General features: G+C 56.4%; 22 protein-coding genes and 1 tRNA gene. 20 read left to right on the top strand and 3 right to left on the bottom strand.

The genetic code is table 11. The features are described from left to right. Positions 1 to 332 precede the first annotated feature (332 nt). From R2855_06005 to R2855_05985, 5 genes are all read left to right on the top strand, one after another. Positions 333 to 1,247, top strand: coding sequence for a hypothetical protein (locus R2855_06005; protein ID MEZ4530567.1), 915 nt, complete (start codon positions 333 to 335; stop codon positions 1,245 to 1,247). A 372-nt stretch (positions 1,248 to 1,619) separates the two neighbouring features. Beyond that, positions 1,620 to 1,694: transfer RNA gene (locus R2855_06000), tRNA-OTHER, on the top strand. A gap of 516 nt (positions 1,695 to 2,210) precedes the next feature. Beyond that, positions 2,211 to 2,843, top strand: a complete 633-nt coding sequence (locus R2855_05995) for a tyrosine-type recombinase/integrase (GenBank protein MEZ4530566.1) — start codon at positions 2,211 to 2,213, stop codon at positions 2,841 to 2,843. A gap of 224 nt (positions 2,844 to 3,067) precedes the next feature. Continuing rightward, positions 3,068 to 3,670 (top strand): hypothetical protein, encoded by a 603-nt coding sequence (locus tag R2855_05990; GenBank protein MEZ4530565.1) that lies wholly within the window; start codon positions 3,068 to 3,070, stop codon positions 3,668 to 3,670. Positions 3,671 to 4,009: 339 nt separating this feature from the next. Then, positions 4,010 to 4,558, top strand: a complete 549-nt coding sequence (locus R2855_05985; GenBank protein MEZ4530564.1) for a hypothetical protein — start codon at positions 4,010 to 4,012, stop codon at positions 4,556 to 4,558. 57 nt (positions 4,559 to 4,615) lie between these two features. Here the strand turns inward: R2855_05985 and R2855_05980 are convergent, their stop codons facing one another. After that, positions 4,616 to 4,891: a helix-turn-helix transcriptional regulator gene (locus R2855_05980; protein MEZ4530563.1), complete on the bottom strand. Its 276-nt coding sequence runs from the start codon at positions 4,889 to 4,891 to the stop codon at positions 4,616 to 4,618. 281 nt (positions 4,892 to 5,172) lie between these two features. On the opposite strand from R2855_05980, the gene R2855_05975 reads away from it, so the two are divergent. The 9 genes from R2855_05975 to R2855_05935 all read left to right on the top strand — a co-directional run bounded on the left by R2855_05975 (position 5,173) and on the right by R2855_05935 (position 15,283). Next, positions 5,173 to 6,468: a hypothetical protein gene (locus R2855_05975; GenBank protein ID MEZ4530562.1), complete on the top strand. Its 1,296-nt coding sequence runs from the start codon at positions 5,173 to 5,175 to the stop codon at positions 6,466 to 6,468. 15 nt (positions 6,469 to 6,483) lie between these two features. Then, positions 6,484 to 7,107: a hypothetical protein gene (locus R2855_05970; protein ID MEZ4530561.1), complete on the top strand. Its 624-nt coding sequence runs from the start codon at positions 6,484 to 6,486 to the stop codon at positions 7,105 to 7,107. After that, the gene (locus R2855_05965; GenBank protein MEZ4530560.1) at positions 7,104 to 9,380 is read left to right on the top strand and encodes a replication-relaxation family protein; all 2,277 of its coding nucleotides are present in this window, start codon (positions 7,104 to 7,106) and stop codon (positions 9,378 to 9,380) included. Before R2855_05970 ends, R2855_05965 begins: the two co-directional genes overlap by 4 nt. A 606-nt stretch (positions 9,381 to 9,986) precedes the next feature. Next, positions 9,987 to 10,316: a hypothetical protein gene (locus tag R2855_05960; GenBank protein ID MEZ4530559.1), complete on the top strand. Its 330-nt coding sequence runs from the start codon at positions 9,987 to 9,989 to the stop codon at positions 10,314 to 10,316. A 92-nt stretch (positions 10,317 to 10,408) separates the two neighbouring features. Then, a complete protein-coding gene (locus tag R2855_05955; protein ID MEZ4530558.1) occupies positions 10,409 to 10,633 on the top strand; it encodes a hypothetical protein in 225 nt (74 codons plus the stop codon). A gap of 72 nt (positions 10,634 to 10,705) precedes the next feature. Continuing rightward, a complete protein-coding gene (locus R2855_05950; protein MEZ4530557.1) occupies positions 10,706 to 10,891 on the top strand; it encodes a hypothetical protein in 186 nt (61 codons plus the stop codon). Between the two features lie 23 nt (positions 10,892 to 10,914). Further along, entirely contained in the window at positions 10,915 to 11,217 is a 303-nt protein-coding gene (locus tag R2855_05945; GenBank protein ID MEZ4530556.1) for a hypothetical protein, read from the top strand. Positions 11,218 to 11,339: 122 nt separating this feature from the next. Then, a complete protein-coding gene (locus R2855_05940) occupies positions 11,340 to 11,735 on the top strand; it encodes a hypothetical protein (GenBank protein MEZ4530555.1) in 396 nt (131 codons plus the stop codon). A 155-nt stretch (positions 11,736 to 11,890) separates the two neighbouring features. Further along, positions 11,891 to 15,283, top strand: a complete 3,393-nt coding sequence (locus tag R2855_05935; GenBank protein ID MEZ4530554.1) for a hypothetical protein — start codon at positions 11,891 to 11,893, stop codon at positions 15,281 to 15,283. A 53-nt stretch (positions 15,284 to 15,336) separates the two neighbouring features. Here R2855_05935 and R2855_05930 read toward each other — a convergent pair whose 3' ends face one another. Together R2855_05930 and R2855_05925 are read right to left on the bottom strand one after the other, a co-directional pair. Continuing rightward, positions 15,337 to 15,744 carry a hypothetical protein gene (locus R2855_05930; GenBank protein ID MEZ4530553.1) on the bottom strand — a complete coding sequence of 136 codons (408 nt, stop codon included), beginning with the start codon at positions 15,742 to 15,744 and terminating at the stop codon, positions 15,337 to 15,339. An 832-nt stretch (positions 15,745 to 16,576) separates the two neighbouring features. Then, positions 16,577 to 16,819 carry a hypothetical protein gene (locus tag R2855_05925; GenBank protein ID MEZ4530552.1) on the bottom strand — a complete coding sequence of 81 codons (243 nt, stop codon included), beginning with the start codon at positions 16,817 to 16,819 and terminating at the stop codon, positions 16,577 to 16,579. Positions 16,820 to 17,017: 198 nt separating this feature from the next. Between R2855_05925 and R2855_05920 the strand changes: the two genes are divergently transcribed. The 6 genes from R2855_05920 (at position 17,018) to R2855_05895 (ending at position 22,242) form a co-directional block, all read left to right on the top strand. Continuing rightward, positions 17,018 to 18,052, top strand: a complete 1,035-nt coding sequence (locus R2855_05920) for a hypothetical protein (GenBank protein ID MEZ4530551.1) — start codon at positions 17,018 to 17,020, stop codon at positions 18,050 to 18,052. Between the two features lie 249 nt (positions 18,053 to 18,301). Continuing rightward, positions 18,302 to 19,210, top strand: a complete 909-nt coding sequence (locus tag R2855_05915) for an ArdC family protein (protein MEZ4530550.1) — start codon at positions 18,302 to 18,304, stop codon at positions 19,208 to 19,210. A 34-nt stretch (positions 19,211 to 19,244) separates the two neighbouring features. Continuing rightward, positions 19,245 to 20,060, top strand: a complete 816-nt coding sequence (locus R2855_05910; GenBank protein ID MEZ4530549.1) for a hypothetical protein — start codon at positions 19,245 to 19,247, stop codon at positions 20,058 to 20,060. 260 nt (positions 20,061 to 20,320) lie between these two features. After that, positions 20,321 to 20,740, top strand: a complete 420-nt coding sequence (locus R2855_05905) for a hypothetical protein (protein ID MEZ4530548.1) — start codon at positions 20,321 to 20,323, stop codon at positions 20,738 to 20,740. Positions 20,741 to 21,160: 420 nt separating this feature from the next. After that, the gene (locus R2855_05900; GenBank protein ID MEZ4530547.1) at positions 21,161 to 21,403 is read left to right on the top strand and encodes a metalloregulator ArsR/SmtB family transcription factor; all 243 of its coding nucleotides are present in this window, start codon (positions 21,161 to 21,163) and stop codon (positions 21,401 to 21,403) included. Next, the gene (locus R2855_05895) at positions 21,400 to 22,242 is read left to right on the top strand and encodes a cation transporter (GenBank protein ID MEZ4530546.1); all 843 of its coding nucleotides are present in this window, start codon (positions 21,400 to 21,402) and stop codon (positions 22,240 to 22,242) included. The genes R2855_05900 and R2855_05895 overlap by 4 nt, the downstream gene beginning before the upstream one ends. Positions 22,243 to 22,290: the final 48 nt, after the last annotated feature.

Genomic DNA, 22,290 nt, shown 5'->3' with positions numbered 1-22,290 from the left:
TCAGAACACCGAACCGACGCCCAGAAGTGGCGTCGGCAATGACGCAAACCGAGTCGACGAGGATCGTGCCCCGAGCACGCCGGGAACGCCGCCAGCAAACACCGAGGGGACCGACGCAAATCGACCACGGGACATCGTGGACGAAGCCTCGGCCGAGTCCTTTCCCGCCAGCGATCCCCCCAACTGGGCGACAGGGCAGCTACACCCTGAACGCCGAGCGTGATGACGAGCCGAGTTCTCCCTGTGCCGTCGCGCACGCAGCAGTCTCGAGCGCCCGCTATCGATAGGCGGGACAGCCATGCGGGCCACTCCAATCAATGGAGAGTTTTCCGATGCAACAGCCCGATTGGGATCCACGCGACGTCACGGTTTTGCGCGACCAGCGTGCCGCCTATGACGCGATGCGCGCCAATTGCCCGGTCGCGTATAGCGAGTTCCTCGGGTGGTCGCTCTTTCGGCATGAAGATATTGCTGAGGTTCTGGCGCACCCTGAAATATATCGCAGCGGATCACCCCACCGAGCGATCCCAAACGGCATGGACCCACCGGACCATACCCGCTACCGTTCGGCGCTCGTGCCGTTCTTCGATACCGACCAGATGTCCGCGTTCGAGCCACGATGCCGCGCCATCGCGGCGCAATTGGCGGAGCTTGCCGTCGGACTCGACAAGATGGAGTTCGTGGGGGAATTTGCCGAACCGTATGCGCTCGGCGCGCAATGCGCATTTCTTGGGTGGCCCGAAGTAGTCTGGGTGCACTTGCAAGGATGGACACATGGGAATCAGGAAGCCGCTCTCTCGCGGGATCGGGCCGCCAGCAAATCGCTCGCCGAAGAGCTCGAACGTTATGTGGAAGTTGCGGGAACCAGCCCGCCGACTGTCACGCACACCGTCGAACGACCTACCGTGCGACTCATGGCGACCGAGGTCGACGGACAGCCGCTTTCGGATAGCGACCTCGCCAGCATCTTGCGCAACTGGATCGCTGGGCATGGAACAGTCGCGGCGGGGCTCGGCATCCTGATCTTTCACCTGGTGACCGACCAACAGCGCCACAACAACGACTCCGAACGACCCGCTTCGATCGCGGCGGCCGTCGACGAGATCTTGCGCGTCGACGACTGGTTGGGTAAATCGGCGTACCACCAGCGAGGACGTCGAAATAGGTGGCCGACAGATTCCGGAAGGCTCCAAGGTGACGCTCAGGGATGGCGGCAAACCGCGACGAGCAAGGTTTCCCGATGCTGAAAGAATTCACCTGGACCGCGATCAAGGGCAACTTTGGTGGTTGGTTCCGGAATCCACGGCTGCATCGGCGCGCCATTGTCACTGCTGCTGCCGCGCTGAGGAAACTCGCTCGCACATCGGTCATCGAAGGTGTCGAGGGGGATTCCGCGCACCGAGGCGTTCATCCCGCAACGGGTTTTCCAGGCTCGGTCCGCTTCTGGTGCCTGTCGCAGGAACCGCGACCTGGGCCGATGCCTGGCTGAGAATGAATCGTGCGGCGCTTTCTGGGAACCACCGCTGTGTCAGAAGAACTGAGCATGTATCATATGGGGAAGCTGATCGAACTTCGTCGGCCCGGTTTCCGGGACAGTGCTTCGACAGCTTCACGGTTGCGCGCCCGTAGCTCAGTGGATAGAGCGCTCGCCTCGGAGCAAGAGGTCGCGTGTTCGAGTCACGCCGGGCGTACCACCCCTTTATAAACCCTCAGTAAATGCCTCCACAGGTGGTTCCACCATCGATTAAGACCTTTCGCCTTCCTTCGTTCGAGGCAGAGGGTTCGGTCTATTCCAGACAAGGGGTTTGGCCGGGTCCTCTGGACAGTTCAGGAAAGGCTCTTGCGACAAGCTCACGACATCGGTTGACGTTCAACGAAAGGGAGACGCCAGATGGATGTCCATCCCATCAAAGACTTACAGAGCGCTACTTACTCCGGCACGACTTCGCGGCAATCTATCCCCGAGCACGATCGCCCGCTACAACATGACCTTTCTGCTGTTCGATCGGTTCTTACGCTGAATCCGCGTCGGGAGACAGTCGATCGCTGACCAATGACACGATGATGGCGTTCGTTTGGTTGCGGACGAGCCAGTGCGACCGACCAGGGGCTCAACGCAACGGTCGATCGCTGGTGTGCATGCGCATCTACGAGATATTCAGCATGGCTCAGATTTCTGAGGAAGAACGGTTGCTCGAAGACGAGTCAAAGTGGAGTTCCCGAAACTGCCTGACCACTTGTTTCCTATTCTCTCCGACCAGGAATTGGAACGGGTTTGGACCAGCCGCTACTTGACTGGAAAATCCGACCTAGCTACTCGCAATCGTGCCATGTTGGGTCTGATGATCGACACCGGCCTCAGGCGCGGCGAAGTCGTGGCGCTGCAGCTCGAAGACGTCGATCTGCGCGATCATCTCCTCACGGTTACCGGCAAAGGAAAAAAGCAACGGCGAGTGCCGTTCTCAACTTCGGTGAGAGTCCTGCTGGAGGAATGGTTCAAAATTCGTGGCGACGAACCAGGTTCGGTGTTTTGGCTCCAAGCGCAGGGCATCCGCATGGTCTTCCGCTCGATTCAGAACGAGCTCGGACTAGCGCGGTTCTATCCCCACCAAATGCGCCATCAATCGGCCACGATGCTGGTCCGTAACCATGCTGACGTGGCGACGGTCCAGCGCATCCTCGGACATTCAGACATCTCGACTACGCTGCAATACCTATCACTTTCGGATGAGGATTTGCGAAACAAGCATGCGGCGGCCTCGCCATTCGAGAAGCTCCAGCAGCAGTCGGCAGTGGTTGAGATGCCTGCGCGACGGAAGCGACTAAGCCTGAAGGCCACCTAGTCGCGGTTATGGAGCGTTCAGAAACGGGCATTCGCCGAAGTGCGTTGCATTCCATTCTTCAAGTCGACTAGTATTCCCTGTCATACTTCGCAGGTATCAGAGTCGACGGATCTCTCCGCAGATTCGTTATTGGCTTGGGGCTCTTTTGCGAATCAACAAGCGTCTCCCAATAGACGGAATCTCATCAACACGCGCACGGATTGGCCCGTGGCGCTCGGCGCTTCTTGCCCAAACAGTATCATTGTGAAAAAATTCACAATGTGCTGCTCGTACCGAGCGGCTCTGATTTGCAAGAGGCGGGAGAGACAATGACTTTGGTTGCAGTTCACTGGAATGTTGACGATCGTGAGGCCTATTTCGACTTGGACCGGGCGCAGTCGCGCGCCGAAATGGCACGCTCGATTGCTGCCTCATCGGGCATCGAGTCTCTTCAGGGGGCGTTTGAGCAGTATCTCGATGCTGTTGCACATCTGACCGGTGTGCCCGCAATCGCGGTGTCCCAATCAATGGACGGTGACTACGTCACGCTCAGCATGCATGTGGCGACCGATGTCCAAGCAGCGATCTCGGGTGATGCGACCGCTCAGCGGCTTCTTGACGAAACCGACTGGGTCCATTCAGCTCTCCGTGGGGATATTCGAAAGCTCCACCGCAAAATCGCCACGGAGCAGTGGTATTTGCAGACCGAGGGGAATGAGGATGCCCAGGAGTTGCACGACCTGGCAAACGAATTGCTCTCTGGATCTCAGGATTCGTTGTGGTCTGCACCTGGAGATGGCTCTCGAGACAGAGCGAGCATGGTTTGGCTTGCAGTTCACTCATCGTGATTGCTCATGCGTGAACCAGTACGACATGACCTGTCACGATCTCTTGACTCGATGCGGACACTGCGTGAAAGAGATAGGCGTTCACCACTGTCTGATGAGCCATGGGATTTCGGGGCCGCTCCTCACAGCGGCCCCTCTTTCTTGATCGCTGATGGCTATCTCTCTCGGTCTGCACCTGGCGTTCATCCGCCGTACCACCACTTGCTTGAGCGCTACCGAGAGCCATTGCGTGCAGTTCAACCGAACGCACAACTCTTTGGACTGAGTTACCAGGGACCGGATCGACATTATGTCCGTGCTGACACTGAGTTGAATCTCTTGGCGGATTCCTACGACATAGTGAAGAACTATCTCCACGCCGATGGGAGCGGCAACACCTTCATTGGTTACAGTCTGGGAGCCCTAATATTTACCTTGGCATGTGACGAGGCAATCAGCTGGGGAGTCTCATCGGCGAGCGCGGTGAGGAGACGATTTCCGAAAATCATTCTTTGCCAGCCGGCATTCTCCCTCTCGTTAAATTTGATCGGCGCCATCCACGAACGACCTGGGCACGTTTCCACGACGCTGCTGACCATGGCGCGGCGTCGCGATGCGATTCTCCAGCGCCTCGAGCTGTCACTGCAGAACTTAATCAGCGCGAACACCGACATACGGATTATCGCCTGGAACGATGATGAGTTCGTGACTTTCGATGACACGGTCCAGGCAATGGTTGCACGTGCTGGAGTGGCGATCCAATCTGTGACGGTAACATCGTTTGACCCGCCAGCGAAATCAGCATTTCTTGAGCATTGTTATGTTCCTTTTCAGCCAGCTTTCGTGAGCCAAGTTCAACGTGCCGTCGCGAGCAATATCTCAGCTCAGGTCGACGAGACATATAAATAAGGGGGAGGGTGAAACCACCCTTCCCCTCGCAACACGTCGTGCGTTGGCCTCCACCGTCTAATCGCGCCGGCGAGTTCCCATCACTGCGTCGGACATCGCTGCAGAGACCAACCGTGGCAATACCTGAGCCACCAACGGATTGGCTTTGAACTTCAGTTGATCGCTTGGGATCGCTTGCGCGATCACGATCACGGTCGAGAGTGACGGATTCTTTTCGCCACTGGCCAACCTTCGCACGAAGGCTTGGTCCAACCCAGTGAATTCGGCCAGGTAATACGGACTGACTTTACAGCGCTCCAACTCCTCACGCAGGGCATGGGCAAAGTAACGCATGGTCTTGCCTCTAGTAGTCCGCTCGACACTACTGTCTCCCGAATCTAGCCAGACGCCCGCCTGATGATCACAGTGACACGCAAGTTCGTGTCGCGCCCATCTTTGAGCCATTTACGCTAAATGTCAACGATAGATTATGTTTCATAAAAGCGTAAAGCATTTTTCAGAAGATAGACTTTATACTCTTTCCATTCCCTATAACTTAATTGTTGGCGGTTCGACTCCTTTCCGAGCGCGCCGCTGTTTGTGGAGTCGACGCAACGATGCCTAGGCGTAGTTGGTTGTGGACGGCCTGGTATCTCTGGGCCTCGTTTCTGCTCGTCGTTCTGATTTCTTCGCAGTCAACCGAATACGGTCAGTTCGGCTATGACAACCTGCGCCGCTTGCTGCCCGGAGCACAGGCGGTGGGCAACTTCGTTGCCAGTGTCGGCAACGCGGTGGGTTTGGATTTCAGTTCGGTCGATCGGTACTTCGACGAACTGTGGGTCGGGCCACGCGGTTCAACCCCATTTGGAACGGCCGTGACCATCGTGGGCTGCTGGGCGTTCGTGACCTGGCTCTTCGTCAGCTTGGGGTCTTTCCTGTTCCGGGGCATTTCTGGTGGTACATCGATTCCCAGCGTCAGTGGAGGTGATGTCGTGGTTCAGCGCGTGATGGCCATTGTGGTGGTGGTGTTTTTGTGCGTGCTCTTCGCACCGGGCTGGCCGATTGAGGGACCAGTCTTTCGGGTTTTGAACGATCGCAGTATCGATCCAATCCGAGAGCGAGAAAGCGCCGCCATTCAGGATGAACTCGATCGGGAAGTCCAGGATTGGGCACCAGCAGACTTGAGTCCGGCCTGCCAACTGGTGATGACGGAAGGACCGAACCAATTGGAGGCGCGATCGGATCCGTCACTGCTGCGCACCTGTGGTGAGAGCGTCAAGAGTGCTTTGGAAGCGGACGCCACCATGGGGAGGGAGCCTGATCCGAGAGTCGAATCCAGTGCCATTCGGTTTCTGCTTGAAATCTCGTCATTGGCACAAAACGGTCAGCTGACCGACGTCGCCACGGACGATTTGCAGTTCCGGCGGTTCGATCGATTTGCCCGAACTGGGTATCCCAACTTGCGCCAAGAAGGGTGGCGGCAATCCGCGCAGCGCTACCTCGGATTGCTGCAATTCCCCGATGACCGATCCAACAGTGCCGATGCCCGTGCCGAGGTCGGGTACAAGCTCGCGGTCTTGGCTGAGCTGCTCTACAACGGTAGCGAAGCGGCCAGTCGCGACATGGCCTACCGGATCGCAACGGTGACAGAACAAGAATTGCACTGCGTGCCGGACGCGGTGCGCGGCAGTACGAATGCTGCAGGCACCCCCGTGGCTACGCCGGACTTGCCTAGCTGCCTCAACTTGGCTGGACACACTGGCACTGAGGAGGGGGGATTGCTGAACCTGGGTGACACCGGAACAAAGGTGGTCGTTTCGGCGCTGCTGTTGCTCGGGGTAGTCATACCCTTTGTGCCCTGGCCAGACAAATTCCCGTTCCTGCTCCTGTACATCCCGATTGGGATCTTTATGGCTATGGCGGCGTTGTAAGGAGGGAGACCGTCCATGGATCGCTACTCTCAACCGCCACCAGCCGTGGCTCCCACGACCATAGAACCACCAAGATCCACTGGTCAGTCGGTCATGATGTGGGGCGGCTCACTTGGGGGCGTGGTGTTGCTCCTGTCGCTCATTGGCCGTGATTTGATTGGCATTCTGGCCGGAGTCGTGCTGATCGGTGGGTCACTACTCTACGGCTCACGGTTGCAGGAGAAGGAAGAAGTCGTTCGGCACCAGCGAGCGTTGGATTTGCTTCTGCATGACCCGATGGTGCTGATCAATCAAACCAATTCCACGCGAGATTTGGACATTGAGCGCCTACGCGGCATGCTCAAGAAACAACATATCCAGCTGACCGAATCCCGCGCCATGCGGGATGACCTGGTGCGGCTGTCGCAATCATTGACAGCCTTGCAGCTGGCTGCTTGGGAGAAAAGTGAGAAGGATCCGTCGTTCCGCGCACTGTACGATCAGATATCCGGAGCTATTCAAACCACGCAAGCCGGAGCCGACGAGCTGCTGGGAGATCTTTCCGGCGGAGGAGAATTGACAGCGGACGCACAACAGCGCTTTGAAGCCATCAGCGAGATGCTACTGACGGTGCTCGATCGATGGATCAACCGCAAATGAGCATCGATTTGGGTAAAGTCGAACGCTCCAATCCGCGCGCCAAACTACTCACGTTGCCGCCCCTGAATCTGCGGGTGGAACCGCAGGAGCTGCGCAGTGCTTGGATTGTCGGGCAGCCGGGATTCGGAAAGTCGACCTTCCTGGGTAACCTGGCGGAAGCCTTTGTCGATGCAGGTGAAGGGGTCTTGTTGATCGATATCAAGGGAGGATTGGCCGAGGAGGTGGCGGCGCGCACCAAGCATCCCGAACGGGTGATCTATCTCGATCCAGCGGGTGCCCACAAGCAGCAGCGCTACTACACCCTCAACCCACTCGATTTTGACCGGACCAACCGGCTCAACTACGAGCTCTACGGCAACTCGCTGTTCGAGACCTTCGTCTACATCGGAGAAGTGGCTCCCGAGTTGATGAAGCTGATTCGCAAGGTGATGAAAGAGTCGATTCACCTGGCATTGGCCCGCCGGGGAACGACTCTGACCGACATCTATCTGATCCTGCACGATGAAGCGCATCGCAGTAAGTTCCTGACCGCCGATGGCGTTCCTCCGATGACGGTGCACTACTGGATGAATGTCTTCCCGACGGTTCTACGAGAGCAACGCAATGTGGTCGAATCCACCGATTCTCGTATCCGGGAAATCTTGGAAGGACCGTATCTGTCCTACATGCTCAACCAGCCCGCCAGCAGCCTGAAACTGGTCGAGTGGTTGAATCAGGGAAAACTCATCATCTGTGATTTCAATCAAAGTCACTTGTCGGCACTAACCGCCACCCGACTTGGGAATCTCATCCTGGGCTATATGGCCGGGGAGATCAATAAGCGGCCAACTGGCGAGCGCGGTCAACGCTGGCGGATCATCATCGATGAAGCCCACGAGCTGGCGACGCTGCCATTCGCGCGCATGGTCACGCAGATGCGCACCTATAGTGCCTATCCCGTGATCGCCTCTCAGTCGCGCACGCAGATGGAGAAGAATCCTGAGCTGCTGGCTGCAGCTGACCTAACGTCGGCGCAATTCGAATTGATGCTGGCAGAACGAGATTTGGCCGGGTTGCGCTGGACGCGCACTCCAGAAGAGCTGGCAGCGGCTCGCAGTCGCGAGGAGTTCACGGCGCACTACCGCTTGACCAAGCCGCCCAAGGGGTTCGACAACGAAGGCGTGCTCCATTTGCATCCATGGCATCGGGAGGAAGATCTCGATCAATTGGCGCGTCTGCGTCGCGAAGGGATCGACCGCGCCCTTCCGAGATCGCAGTTGCGGGATTTGTATGACTTCCAAACCTTTGTGGACTCGAAGCAGAAAGCCAAGTCGAATGGAGCCAAAGCAACAAAGACAGGGCCGGTGGCATCGGGATCCGGCAAAGGCTCGAGCCATTCCGCTGGAAGCGATCCCCAAGGGAGCCGAGATTCTGGTGCTGCTGGATCAGGCCCAGTTTCTGACCGGCCGCCAAGTCGCCAACCGATTCTTCACCGTCCCTATCAGCCAGATCGAGCAGTGGAAACGGAAATGGCCAGAGCAACTCGGGCGGCAAATCGTAGTTTGTTTCGGCTCAAGGATCGCGGATGGGTGCGGGTCGAACCCGTATTCACGATGGCCCGGCAGTCCAAACGTTTGACTGCTATTGAACTGAACGTCTTGACTGACTCGGGAATCGAGATGGTCCGTCGCCTGTATGCGTCGGATCCACAGACGTGGGCGTTAGCTCCTTCATCGAACGCTGCGATCGAGTTCGTGCCTGAGTTGATCAAACATGAGGTAGCTGTCCGCGACGCGCTGATCGGCCTGCTGCGCCTGTTTGAAACCCACAGCATTCCAGTCGCATGGTGGACATTCGACAGCCGCGCTTGGATCGCCAGTGGAGGCACCCAATTGATCCAAGCACCAGATCTCATCTTGACCGCAGGAGAATATCAAGTGCCGCTGCTCGTCGAGGTAGATATGGGTACGGAGTCGATAGAGAGCGACGCTCCCAATGCCTGGCGGATCAAAATTGCGAGGTATGAAAACTACCTGAGGGACTTAGCCAGCAACGATCCGCTCTTTGAAGGATGCCAAAAACCTCAGGTGCTGGTGATCGCTCCGGCCGGAGAGCGATTGCGGAATCTACATCGCGTTTTCGAGCAATGGGGAAGTCCTGGGCATTGGTGGCTAACGACACTTTTCCAACTCGAGCCTGTCCGCTACACGCCACCGGGTGATTCGTTTTTACGATCGGGGACGATGGGAGAGCATTCGCTGGCCGAGTGGATTTGTCCTTCGAACCGTCTTTAGGATCGTCTTACCGTGCCAAGTCCGACATCTATAGAACAACAAACGAATACATCCCCATGATCAGGAATGAATCAACTCCTCTCCGAGAGAATGCCTGAACCAGCCAAGGCAACGCTGACAAGACTCCGCCCTGTACCCGAGCCTCACCGGCCGGACGTCTCCCAATAACCACTCGACAACCATCCCATGAACCACTCCACCCGTACCACCGGTGGACCGATGCCCTTGACCCGCGCTACCGCACGCCTCAAGTGCGCAACGCACTGTGGAACCACACTCCAAGAGCCAGAAAGCCAAAAGGCAATCAGCGACAAACACACACAAGGCTAGTGGAATCTGACACCACGCTCAGGCCAGCCATGACCCTCATACGACAAGACGAAGCACGTGGAACGCCCGACCGCATCGAAGAGTCCGCAGTCATCTGCACCCAGGTACCGACGATGGTCGACCGCATCCCCGCACTCACGAAGGGGCACGGTCCTGCTCTCCCCATTGTGCTCAGCGTCCTCAAGCCACGCGCCGAATGCGCTCAAAGGGCTTGACCGCCGCAGCTCCCAAGTGAGTCGGCAGCACCCTGCCAGAAAGCGAGGTGATGGAAAAACTATGTCCACCACACAACACCACGACGAGCTCGTCATCTCCAGCTACTCGTTAGCTGAAGCCGAACAAGACGGCGTGCTCCACAAGCTCTGGCCCCACCGCTGGGACAAGATTACCCACGGCAAGCCATTGGTAGCCACCGCCGCAATCAAGGCGGATCTCAGCGATGCCGGACTGATGGAAATCTGGAACGCCTACGTCAAGTGGCGTCGAGAGGAATGCCCCAAGCTACCGCCGGAGGATCAGTTGTTCTGGATTCGTATGAACGGGGAGACGGTCTGGGTGATCGAGGATGTGCAAGCGTTCACCATCCTCTACCCCAGCGATTACTAACTCGAAGGTGGGTTGCTTCCGGTCAGATCAAGCAACGATCTGGCCGGGCTGGAGCCCATCAATTTACGCTCCAGAAAGTGAGGTGATCAACCATGATCAATCGCATGAAAGACTGGTTGGACCGGTCTGAGCCGTCCAGCCAGCGACTGTTGCACCAGGAGGTGCAAGCCATCGAGCTGCAACTGGTGCACCGCAACGAAGCGATTCTAACGATGTACAACGAAATGGATCAGCTTCGAGCGCGACGAGATGTCTGCAAATTGAAGCTCCGGCAGTGGCAGGGTAAGCCGCTCAAGAGCTTTCACGTTGCGCATTAGTCGCATCCTAGCACGAGGCTAGGGGTTATGTGAAGTGGGAGAGAGACACCATTATTTGGGAGGAATCTTGTTATGAATGACAACGCACGAGCTGCATCTGATCGCCGGGTGTGGCTCTACAACCTGGAAGTCGAGGTGATGTCGCTGATGGTCTTGATGGACGCGTCAGGTGAACTGGCCACCTACCAATACTTGACCAAATGGAAAGAGCGACTGGCCTCCGAGCGTCGCACATTGACGCCAGTCAAGGCTGGCTAGAACTGAAAGGAGAGAGACATCCTGTGGGCGAAGAAGCCCACCATCATATTTGGGAGAAATCTTCGATGAACAAACTTGATCTGACACCAACCCCGTGTCCGGATTGCGGCATTGACCTGCGGCGTGGGGTGATCGAAATCCGTACTGGCGTGACCGAATCGCATACCTGGCGAGCGAACCGGTTTTTCCGCCCGGGCGATTGGTACTTAGCCATGACCGAGTCCGATGGTGCTGAAACAATGCGCTGGGTGTGTGGGCAGTGTGGTGCAGTCTTGCCGGAAGATGTGGCGCTGCACCTCGGTCGCATCATCTACCGTGCTGCGTGAGCTGGTGCATTGTGGCTGACCCGAGCTGATGGTTCGGGTTGGCACAGAGTGCATCAATGGCCCATGCAGTTCCATCTTGGTGCAGTGCCCGCTGCAGAACAGAACTGGGTATGATTCCGCCCATGACTGACAGCAATCCCGTGTATTTTGCTACCGTTGAGGCCATCGACCGCTTTCTCGATGGTCGATACAACCCAGCGCAATTGCGAAGCTGGCTGATGGTGCATTTTGACATCGAGCACGCCAACCAGAAATCCGAACTGCTTTGGGGCAGCGTGATGATGCATCTAGCGGTGTACAACCAAGGTGACTTTGACCGCGCTGATTTGCTCGCCAGCATTCGGCAGTTGCGGGATGCAGACAATCCATTTGTAGAGAACTTTCGAACTCCGCTTGGGAAACAGAAAGCATTTCGCGATATTGCCTTCTCGCCTACCCCACCATGGCCAATTCAGCGATCGTTGACGCTCGATGAGCTGGAGGCCCAGCGCGATCTTGAAGGGTTCAGCAAGATCTAGGTCTAAACAGTCGACTATCGGTTCTTTGGGAATTCGCGTGAGCTTTCACCGTTCATTCGTGTAACGCTTTTCAGTTGCGCCAAGGTTGGACCTACTTCCGATAATTTGATTTCTCATGCTTGGCTGTTATAGGATGACTGAAAAGTATTCATCTTATGTTCAGTCATTTCCGGGCGCTTCTGGTGCCCCTTGGAATTATCAGTCTCGTCGCGATCTTGCTCTCGGTTGTATTTACCCCGAGCCTTTGGCGAGCGCCATTAGCCTTCCTCGGTCAGCATCAAGAATCCCAGTCCTTCACTCCCATTGACGCCACAACTCTGGCCGGCCAAACCGGCCTGTACTACCTCGATGCCTCCCACCTGATCGGCACCATTAACACGGCTCGCTACTCCGCCTACGCTGACTTGGTGGAGGAAGGCCAGCTCGATTCCGACTCGGTTATCTATACCAATAAGAACCTCCCCACTCCAACACCTGTGGTGGTGCCCACTTTGCCAGCCTTCATTTCAAGTGTTGAGGCGGGGCTAGGCTTAACTGGCGGTGGTACATCTGGGAAGGTGTCACTGGCCGTCAAGACTGGAGTTGGCATTGTGCTGTCCAACGGCTTGGTCACTACCACCCTGGGCGACTCGGTCGATCTGTCTAGCGACGAGGTGGTCAGTATTTTGCCAGTGGCCAAAGGCGGTACCGGACTGTCCATGACCCCACTCGCGGGCACCATCCTGGTTGGTACGGGATCTGGCTATACCCAAGCGTTGCTGTCGGCTGGGGACGGGCTGACGCTTATTTCCGGCAATGATGATCTGGAGTATGCGCTGGATGGAACGGTGTGCCGTACATCTGGGAATTGTTCCTCACTAGGCATCATTGGCAACGGCACCACCAACTATCTAGCCAAGTTCACCGGCACTGGCGCCATCGGTAGCTCTCTCCTTTTTGACGACGGAACTAATGTGGGGATTGGAACGAACGCTCCAAGTGCACGGCTGACTGTGATCAAAGGAACCGCTAGTGACGGGGCCACCATTGCGAGCTTTGGTTCAACGGCCGCGCAACGAATCTTGCTGCGTGACGAAGGCGGCGGCAGCGGAACCTATGGGCCACAGATTTTCTCGAATGCGGGTCTGCCGTTGGTCATTCACGGGAGTGGCAACGTAGTCATCCAACCAAGCACCGGTAACGTTGGTATCGGAACGACTAGCCCTAGTACCAAACTGGATGTAGATGGATCTTTCCGAGCAAGGACCACGGTGAGATTTGACAGTTTCACCCAAAACGGTGGCCTGCTCTATACCGATGCCACAGGTCAAGTTGCTCAAGTAGCCAGTCCGGGGCTCGTTTGGGATAACACCTATCAGAAACTCAACATCGGAAATCTGGCTATGGGAGGCACTCGACTCAACGTATTCAGTAGCGTGCCAGGCATCATCGCAGCCTTCCAAAGCAATGGTTATTCCAGCGCTGACGGGAATCCTCTGTTCACTATCACCGGAAACAACACATCAATTCCATATCTGGAAGGGCTCAGGGTCAGTGTCAATACCAGCACTCAAGGATTGATCAGTCTATATAACAGTGGGACCGGCGTAGCGGCCTTTAGATCCTTGGCAGTGTCCACCGGTGATGCATCGTCGATTTACGAAGTGAACGGCGGCACGAGCTGGTCTGTGGGCCTTGACCAATCAGACAGCAGCAAATTCAAAATCTCCTTTGGTAGCTCCCTGGGTTCAAACGATCGATTGGTGATCAACCCAGTTACCGGGGGAATTGGAATTGGCACAAGTAGCCCAGGAGCACCTAGGTTGACCGTTGAGGGCGGTGATCAGGCCGTCTCGCGTGTTCGTATATCAAATACTGGGGCATCTGGTCGGATTTTTGATCTGGTATCCGGTATCACTGATGTCAGCCAAACGGGCCTAAGTATTTACGACGCAACTGCCAGTTCCACACGTCTGGTAATGGACGACAGTGGAAAAATCGGCATTGGCACTGTTACTCCCCAGAACAGATTAGATGTGGCTGGTGGAGTAGCAATTGGCGGCTATGCGGGTGTCAATGCGGCACCGACCAACGGTCTGATTGTTTCCGGAAGCATTGGTATCGGAACCAACAATCCTGGAGTGCAGCTCGACGTAGCCAACACAGGCATCGCCAATGACTCCTCAGTTCCACAATTGCGTATTAGCGGTGGCGACGATGGCACTCTGGGACCGCTGCGGCTCACACTAGGCACCCATCCTTCGGCTACTGGTTCCAGTCGATATGCATACATTGGTACCGGCGATAACTCGACTATGAGGGCTCTAGCGCTCAATACAAATGGAGCCGGGGCCTTTGGCAATGTAGGCATCGGAACAGTTTCTCCATCAAGCCGACTCCATGTCGAATCGACCACTGAGCAATTGCGTTTGGGCTACGACGCCAGCAACTATGTCTCATTCACTACTGGGAGCACTGGCGGACTTACCATCACTCCACGCACCACCGGGCAATTGGCCCTATCTGGCAACTTTGATCTTTCAACCATCAGCTCGGGCTTTGAGATCACACGACAACCCACTTGGAATACGACATCCGCGCAGTCGGCAAACGGAATGCTAGTAACCATGGGCGTCAACTCATCGGCTGACCACACTGGTGCTCTAATTGCCTCTCGGACGGTGAATTACGCCTCGCAGCCTTCAGGCATTACTTACGAGTGGGTTGGCGGGTTTTCTTCCGAGGTTGGACTGGTGGGCTCGAGCGGCGCAGGTACCGTCAACAATGCCAGCGCGTTCACGGGCAACATCGTTTCAACCCCCTCTAGCTCCGGCGGCCTGATGAATGGTTATGGTTTATACATTGGTGCCCCTTGGACCGATGGAGGAGTTGGATCCATCGGAACTGCCTATGGGGTCAGGGTTCTTCCCCAACAAGGCGCTGGAGTTGGTAACGGTTATGGCGTCCGTATTGATGATGCCGCCACCGCTTCTCTCTGGTTGAGCTCTGATGACGGCGACGCCGCCAGCGGTATTAGCTTCGGCTCATCTCGCGATGTAATTCTGCGTCGTGGAGCAGCCGGGTACTTGAATCTGAACGCCACATTCCTATCTTCTGAAGACCTCGTAGCGCGATTCAATGGTAATGCGAATGATGATGTCGGGATCGGAATGCGAGGACCAGGCGGAGTGCTTGGTATCGATGTTGGGGACACAAACCTTTACAGATCAGCATCCGATACCCTCAAAACAGACGACCTTTTCGTAGCTGACGGTGGCGTAACGATCGGATCAGGCGGTACTCGCATCACCAAGCACTTATCAGCGACCACCTCCTGGGATCCACTCAGTACAGCCTCAGGAACCGCAGCAAGCTCGACAGTGACCGTGACCGGCGCAGCTTTGGGCGACGTAGTCAGCGTTGGTTTCAGTCAAGCGCTGCCTGACGGCGTAACTATTTCTGGCTCCGTCTCAGCAACCAACACTGTCAAGGTCACATTGGGCAACCTCTCCGGCAGTCCAGTCGACCTCGCGCCAGGAACCATCCGCGCGGACGTCTGGCAGCACTAACGGGCACGAAACTTCTGACCGACTTGCAACGCAAGGGTTCGTCAAACGGCATCTCAGATGGTTGCCGGTGGCGTCAAACGAGTGAAAATCGCTTCTGCGGCCACCACGTCGCGACCGTTGGCGAAATCAGGGATGATCGTTTCGGAGCTTCCGAGACCGTTCGAATATTGAACGGCGATATCGCTGGGCACGCCAAAGTAAACGCACTTGGCAATCGGATAGGGTTGATCCTGCGGAATCGGCGCAAGATACACCCGATCCGCATAACAGGCGTTACCGGGTAAGAGTGTCAACTGCACTTCCGATGGTGGGATGTCCCCTATGGTCATCCATGCGGTGACCTCGTCAACTAGTAGGGTTTGGGGAACGGCAACGTCACGGTTGCAATCGAACAGTTCTGCGGGAAGTGGAGATGGCTCGGCCCGGTCTACAGGTCCAACTGGGCCTTGATCCTCGTTCATTAAACACTCCTTGGTTGCAACTCTCCGCACCATTCTATTGGGGCACAAAGTCACAATGTCCTTCGGACGCTGGTCCGGCATGAAATGTGGGTGGTGATTGCAACTATACCGCTCTTCGGACTCACTCCACGACTCAGGGTTGTCAATCCCAAAAGTAGAACATATGATCTACTTCTGATTCTCTTCATCTGGAGGATGTGCCAACTTGGAAGGCATCAATGGGCTTTCGCTTGTTCTGGGGGCCGCGCTCGGCTTCCTCGTCTCGGTGAGCGGTCTGTGGTTGAGGCGCAACTGGGAACGGCACGACCGTGAGCAGGAGCACTGCCGCGACGAATTGGTTGGTCTGCTGCACAGTCTTGAGGCAGCCCGGCTCGCAGTGCGGCGTGAACGCATTCGCTTGAGAGCCTGGCCAGTGACCACCTCCCCCTCAACCGATATCAATCTCTTGATCGATCGATTCGGGGAAGCGGCGGAGGTCGTCTACGAATTTAGCAGTCGAACCCGTCGACTTCGATCGGGATCACTTCGTCTAGCCTGCGCTAGCTTTGTCTTTCTCTTACGTTCGTTTCACCACAATTTGGATAATCCACCCTCGGAGGATGAACTTGACGGATCCGCCATGGTCGTCAGGCGTTTGATCGAAGGGACTTTGTATCAATTGGAGCACGAGCAAAACAGCGTTGACTTGCTAAGCGGAAGACCTTGCCACTGCCCTCCTCCACCCTACTCTGCGCCATTGCCGGGAACTCAATCCTAAGCAGCTGCGGTCTTTTCGCATTCCTCGACACGCGTCATCGCGCGAAGTTTCTTCTACTGTTCCGCTTGAGAGGATTCAGATGGCCTTGACGTAGAGAATTCCGTCAACGTCCCACGTTTGAATCTTGATTCCCGCTGTCTTTGCAGCCCGAGCAAGATTGACTCGCAGACCACGAATGGTTTGAGGCGCTTCGGGTTCGACCTTGGCGACCTTGCCTTTCTTCAGCTGTGCCACGATGCTGGCCGCTTCGGCCGCATTCTGACTTTGCTTCGCCGGTGGTTTTGGAGCGTCGTTCTCACTGATGATGTCGTACTTCACGTATCCACCCTTCAAATAGTCAGTTGTCTCACCTCGGAAGTATAGATACCCGCTTCGGTGAATTTACGACACCTCGCTGTTCGGTTTTGGAGGCGAGCTGAGTATCTGTGCTTCTCTGCCCTAGCCCTCTGGCGATGTGAAAAATAGGTACCTAATTCTTTCCATAACTACTTATATTTTCGCAGTCGCACCCGTACAATGGGGCTCTCAAATTTTTATGTATGGTGGATCCGACCACTGGAGGACGTCGGTTATCCCGTTCAAGGATTATTGAACATCAGTGTTCGGTCGTTTGAGTCAGTGAAAGTCGAGGGGATGATCATGCAATCAATCCATCAAAATCCCTACAACGCCATCGACCCTGAACTAGCGGCAGTGCTCATAGCCCAGTACGAAAAGCAGGAAGCAGATCTCGTCCAACAAAACGCCATCATCGCGGCATCCCGTCCGAGCGTGGCTGAGAAAGCGGCCAAGCCTGGACCGTTTGACCATGATCCTGCACTAAAGGCGTCACTCACTGAAGCCGCTCAGGCCCGATCTGACGCGGTGCTGTCGGCCATCAAAGTGCGAATTGGCGAGTGGGATCCATTTGTCACCTACACCGCCGGAGGCACCGGCACCGTCGACCAGCCCATTGATCATTCATTCTGGTATGCAGAAGCCTGGGTCAATGGCCCCAATAACATGCGGTTCGACTGGCGTCCCGACGGTCTTCACATTACCGGTGGATACACCCATCACAGTGGCGATTTCTTCGCCTCAAGTTTCGGCGTGACGGTCAGATACGGGTTGTCGGCCGAACGGATACCGTTCTCGGCATCTGGACGCTGGCAGTCCTCAGCACCGATCGAACTGTTCGGCGGAGTGCGTGGGTATACCGGCAATTCAGATTTCACCACTGGCGATCTGTGGGCGAAATGCTGGTTGCATCAGCGCCACACCATCTTCCAATTCGGGTTTGGACCCACTGGCCCGGTACCGCTGATTCGCGGAAACGGCGAATCGCACGAGGTGCTGATCTTTGAGGAAAACATGGATCGGCCAGTCTGGGTGCCCATGCCAGGGTTCCGCCTGATGCCCACGGCCCTTGTGACCGGCGTTAACACGGCGGATACGCTTTGGGCGGATGTAGATCTCCGGTTCGATGTCCAACTCGAAGGTCACGGTTCACTCATCTGGCCAGATCCGGACATTCATTTTCGCGGAAACCAGTGGCCACTAATCCCGATCTAGCATCAAACTGAGTCCACTCAACCCAACGAAATGCGAGCTCCGCCCAACCATGGCAACAGAGCTCGCATTTTATTGTCACGCTGCCTTCGTTCGTCACCGGGTGCAGGGCAGCAGCCGCTTCGGCTGTTTGTTGCCTTTGCCACAACCACAATTCAGAATGAAGGCACCAGTCGAACGTCGCCACATGTCTTGCTCGCCGTCAGGTCGTCGCTGCCATTTTCAGTGACAAGCTTGCGGCAAGGAAGAATCATGTCCGACAGTGTGTTCGCGCTGGATCAACTGGAAACTGCCCCTTTACAGCTGAAGATTGATCAAGCCCTTCAGGACCTCTCAGAGCAACTGGCCCGAGGTCACACTGATCACTTTCGCCAGGTCCTCACCTTCTACGCCAAATTCCATCACTACTCGATGGCCAACGCCATTCTCATCATGCAGCAGAAACCCGATGCTGAGGTGGTGGCTGGGTATCGTCGGTGGCAGGAACTTGGCCACCAGGTGCGCAAGAACACCAAGTCCGCGCAGATCTGGTGTCCGGTGATCCGCAAGGATGCAGCCGAATCAGAAGTGAACGGCACAGACGAACGCGTGCTGGTTGGTTTTCGAACCGGATACGTCTTTTCCGATAAGGACCTCATCGACGCCGAGACGCTCAACCTCCCGACGCTGCGCTCGCAACTCCCTGACACTCAAGCTGACCTGCTTCTATATATAAGGGAGAAGGTGGAGGCGTCCGGGGTATCAGTTCGCGAGACGGACCATATTCGCGGTGCGGAAGGCTACTACGATCGCGCTCGACACCAGATTGTGTTGGAGTCGGCTAAAGACTCGCATAACCAAGTATTGGTGCTGCTCCATGAATGGGCGCACGCGCTCTTTCATCGTCAACCCGAGGCGGCGGCTTGGCCACAAGCTCAGAAAGAGTTTGAAGCCGAGACCGTCACCGTGGTGCTGGCCAACATTCTGGGGATTGCGGCGCCGGCCGCATCGGATTATTTGCTGGTCTACGGCGCTACTCCTGAACAACTCAAGCAGTCGATGGGGCATATCCACCGCTTAGTCACAACCATGACCAAGGCGTTGGGTTTGACTTCCCCGTTGGCTGATCCCGGTCCACGGGACGCTCGTCCGAGCGTGCAACGGAAGCGAGACTGGAAATAACCGGTATCCGCCCCATCGCCTGCATGAATCACCTATGGCCGAGTCATTCATCCACGACACCTACCGATTGCTGATCAACCGGGTCGACTGCTATCTGACTTGGTATGACCGATGGGTCCTGCGTCGAGCACCACTCAACAAAGAGGTGCTGACCAAGGCGCTTGGCGGCGACATGCATTTGGGAATTCAGGCGGTATCAGGAACGGGCATGGCTCGTTGGACTTGTCTGGACGCGGATGACGTCACGCTATTCGCGCCCCTGGCTGAGCTAGCGATGACTCTGCCGATCGAATCGAGGCTGCTTGAACGATCTCGTCGTGGTGGGCATCTGTGGTTATTTCATTCGCTGGTCGATTGGCAAACGGCCCACGACCGAGGAGTTGAACTGGCCGCGTCTGTTGGTCTTAGCGACATCGAGGTCTACCCAAAATACTGCGGCGTGCACGCGGTCCGACTAATCGGTACCCGGCACCCGAAGACTGGGTTGATCTATCCGATTGTTGAACCAAAAACCGGTGAGATGCTCGACTTGCCTTCAGCGTTGACCAGCATTGTTCCAGTACGGTTGGAATGCTCCCCTACCCGTTCGATGCCCACTCTCATCTCTACGTCACGATCCTTTGAGCATGTTTGTGGGGATTTCGAGGTGCTGGCTAGGCTCTTGGGTCAATTGACTGAGCTCAAGGTCTACGCACCGTTCAAAGCATCAGGCCGATGTCCCTGGCACGACGATGGATCGCCTTCGCTCTATGTCAAAGGTCGGCGGTTTCACTGCCTGGCTTGTGGCGTCTGGGGAGACGCTCCAGATGTGCGTCGCTTTCTCAACAAGGGCATTCGCCCACCTTCCTAACTTTGGGTCCTGTGTTACTCATCCAACGCTTTGGTGGTTCCCGTAAATTCGTGGCCTGGATTGTTGTTGGATCGGAGTGGCGGTCTCCCATAGGCAAGTGCGAGCGGGTCCGATGCTGATTCCGGCCGGTCAGCTGCACGCGCTCCCCTGCTTCGGAAACTGCCGGACCAAGTGGGCAGTCGACTGGTGTGGTGGATTCACCCCGAGTTGGCTGCCCTTCTCTATCTCGACGTTGAATCACTGAGTAGAAAGGAAACGACATGCGCACTGATCGTGTGCGGGAGCTGCTCACCGAGGCACTTCAACTGGTCGACGAGGAAGAACAAGCCGTTCCCGATTCCCCTCTCACTCATCCCAACGGCGACATTACGCTCTCGGGCAAGGTCGGACGACCGGAATTCGTGGAGCGCAAAGGCATCGCCATCTGGGAAGCTGGACTCAAGATTGTCGATGATGACGGCCGATGGAAGTGGATCAATATTCAGGCGTGGAGAAAGACCGCTGTCTTCGCGCGGGACAATTTACCTAGTGCTGCCGAAACGACGGCCATGGGCAAATGGAAGTCCGAATCGTGGGTCGGCAGCGATGGCGCAGAGCGATCCCGTGAGATATTCGTGGTAACGCACTTCGTCGCAGGCGATGGCTCGCTGTCCGCATCGAATGATAGAACCTCACCTTAGAAACAACGTGCCCGGCTGAATAAATCGGCCGGGCTTATCTTTGAAACCTGCTACAGCCTCGAATTTCAAACACCAATGCGATATATGGCCAGCCTATGGGTACAGAGCCCATTTTGATCGCGTCTACGCGGCATATGCCGGCGTATTCGTTGCCCTCTCTCTAGGGTGAGGCTAATGGGTCGACCAGCTGTACGTGCCTCGGCTGACACCCGACGCCAAGGGCTGGTTGGCTCGATTCTCGAGATTCCTTTGCGGAACGTGTCACGGTGTCATATCATTACATCAGCGATTAATGATATGAACGGAGTCCGCGTTGTCGACTTCCATAAGCCCAGCCGCGAACATGCTGCGAGCGAAGCCTTCGAGGCTTCGCGGATTCGTCGCGGCTGGCTATTCTGAGACGTCTTGCGGGACGGCCCGTTGACTGTCAACGAGATTGTCGAAGCCACAGACCTGAGTCAATCCAATACGTCGAACCATCTCGCCTGCCTCTTCGAATGCGGGTTGGTCAGACGCGAGCAGCGTGGGAAGTTCGTGGTCTACTCCCTGATCGACCATCGGGTCGCGGAACTGCTGGAACTTGCTGAACGCGTACTCGCCGACATCGGGCAAGGCATTTACGATTGCACGCGCTATCCGGAGCCGGAGCGGAGCGACGGATGACCTCAGAGACCGTGCGCTACCGCGTTACTGGAATGGACTGCACCGATTGCGTGGCGAAAATCGAGAAGACCGCTCGCAAGGTTCCCGGCGTCGATAGCGTCCGGGTTTCTCTCACCTCCCAAGTAATGACCCTCCAGTTGGTCGATGGCATGGAACCGCTTCCGAGGCTCGAGGAGGAGATAACCGAACTTGGGTACCGGCTCGACCGTATGGATGCGCGGGACGACGCATCCGACACACTGCCGCCAGCATCGTATCTAACACCCGCATACAAACGGGCGCTCGTGATCGTCGTTGTGCTCAATTTCGGATATGGACTCATTGAAGCGGGTGGCGGCTATCTCTCAGACTCGCAAGCCCTGAAGGCTGACGCGCTTGATTTTCTGGGCGACGGACTGATTACGTTCTTGGGACTGCTTGCCATTGCGTGGCGCCCAATCTGGCGGGCACGTTCGGCCCTTATTCAGGGAATCTTTCTGGGGGCGCTCGGTCTCACTGTGCTTGGGGCGACGATCTACCGGGTGATCGTCCAGAAGCAACCAGAAGCTGAATTGATGGGCGCTTTCGGTTTGGTGGCGCTCGTTATCAACGTGACGGCAGCGCTGGTGCTCCTGCCCCATCGTGCGGGCGACGCCAATGCGCGGGCCGTCTGGCTCTTTTCGCGCAACGATGCGCTCGGAAATGTTGCGGTGGTCATCGCGGCCATTCTGGTCGCCTGGCTGGCCTCGCCGTGGCCCGACTTGGTCGTTGCTTTCATCATTGCCGGCCTGTTCTTACAATCGTCCTGGTCGATCATCAAAGACGCCCACATGGAGTTGCTGGCGACCGGCGGGGCTTGAACGCTCACCGACAGCACCGGACCGCGCCAGGTGTGGACTCTCACGTCT

The organism is Thermomicrobiales bacterium, assembly GCA_041390825.1.
Classification (GTDB): Bacteria; Chloroflexota; Chloroflexia; order Thermomicrobiales; family UBA6265; genus JAMLHN01.
The sequence above is the reverse complement of the archived record's forward strand: the minus strand, read 5'-3'. Positions and strand labels throughout refer to the sequence as shown.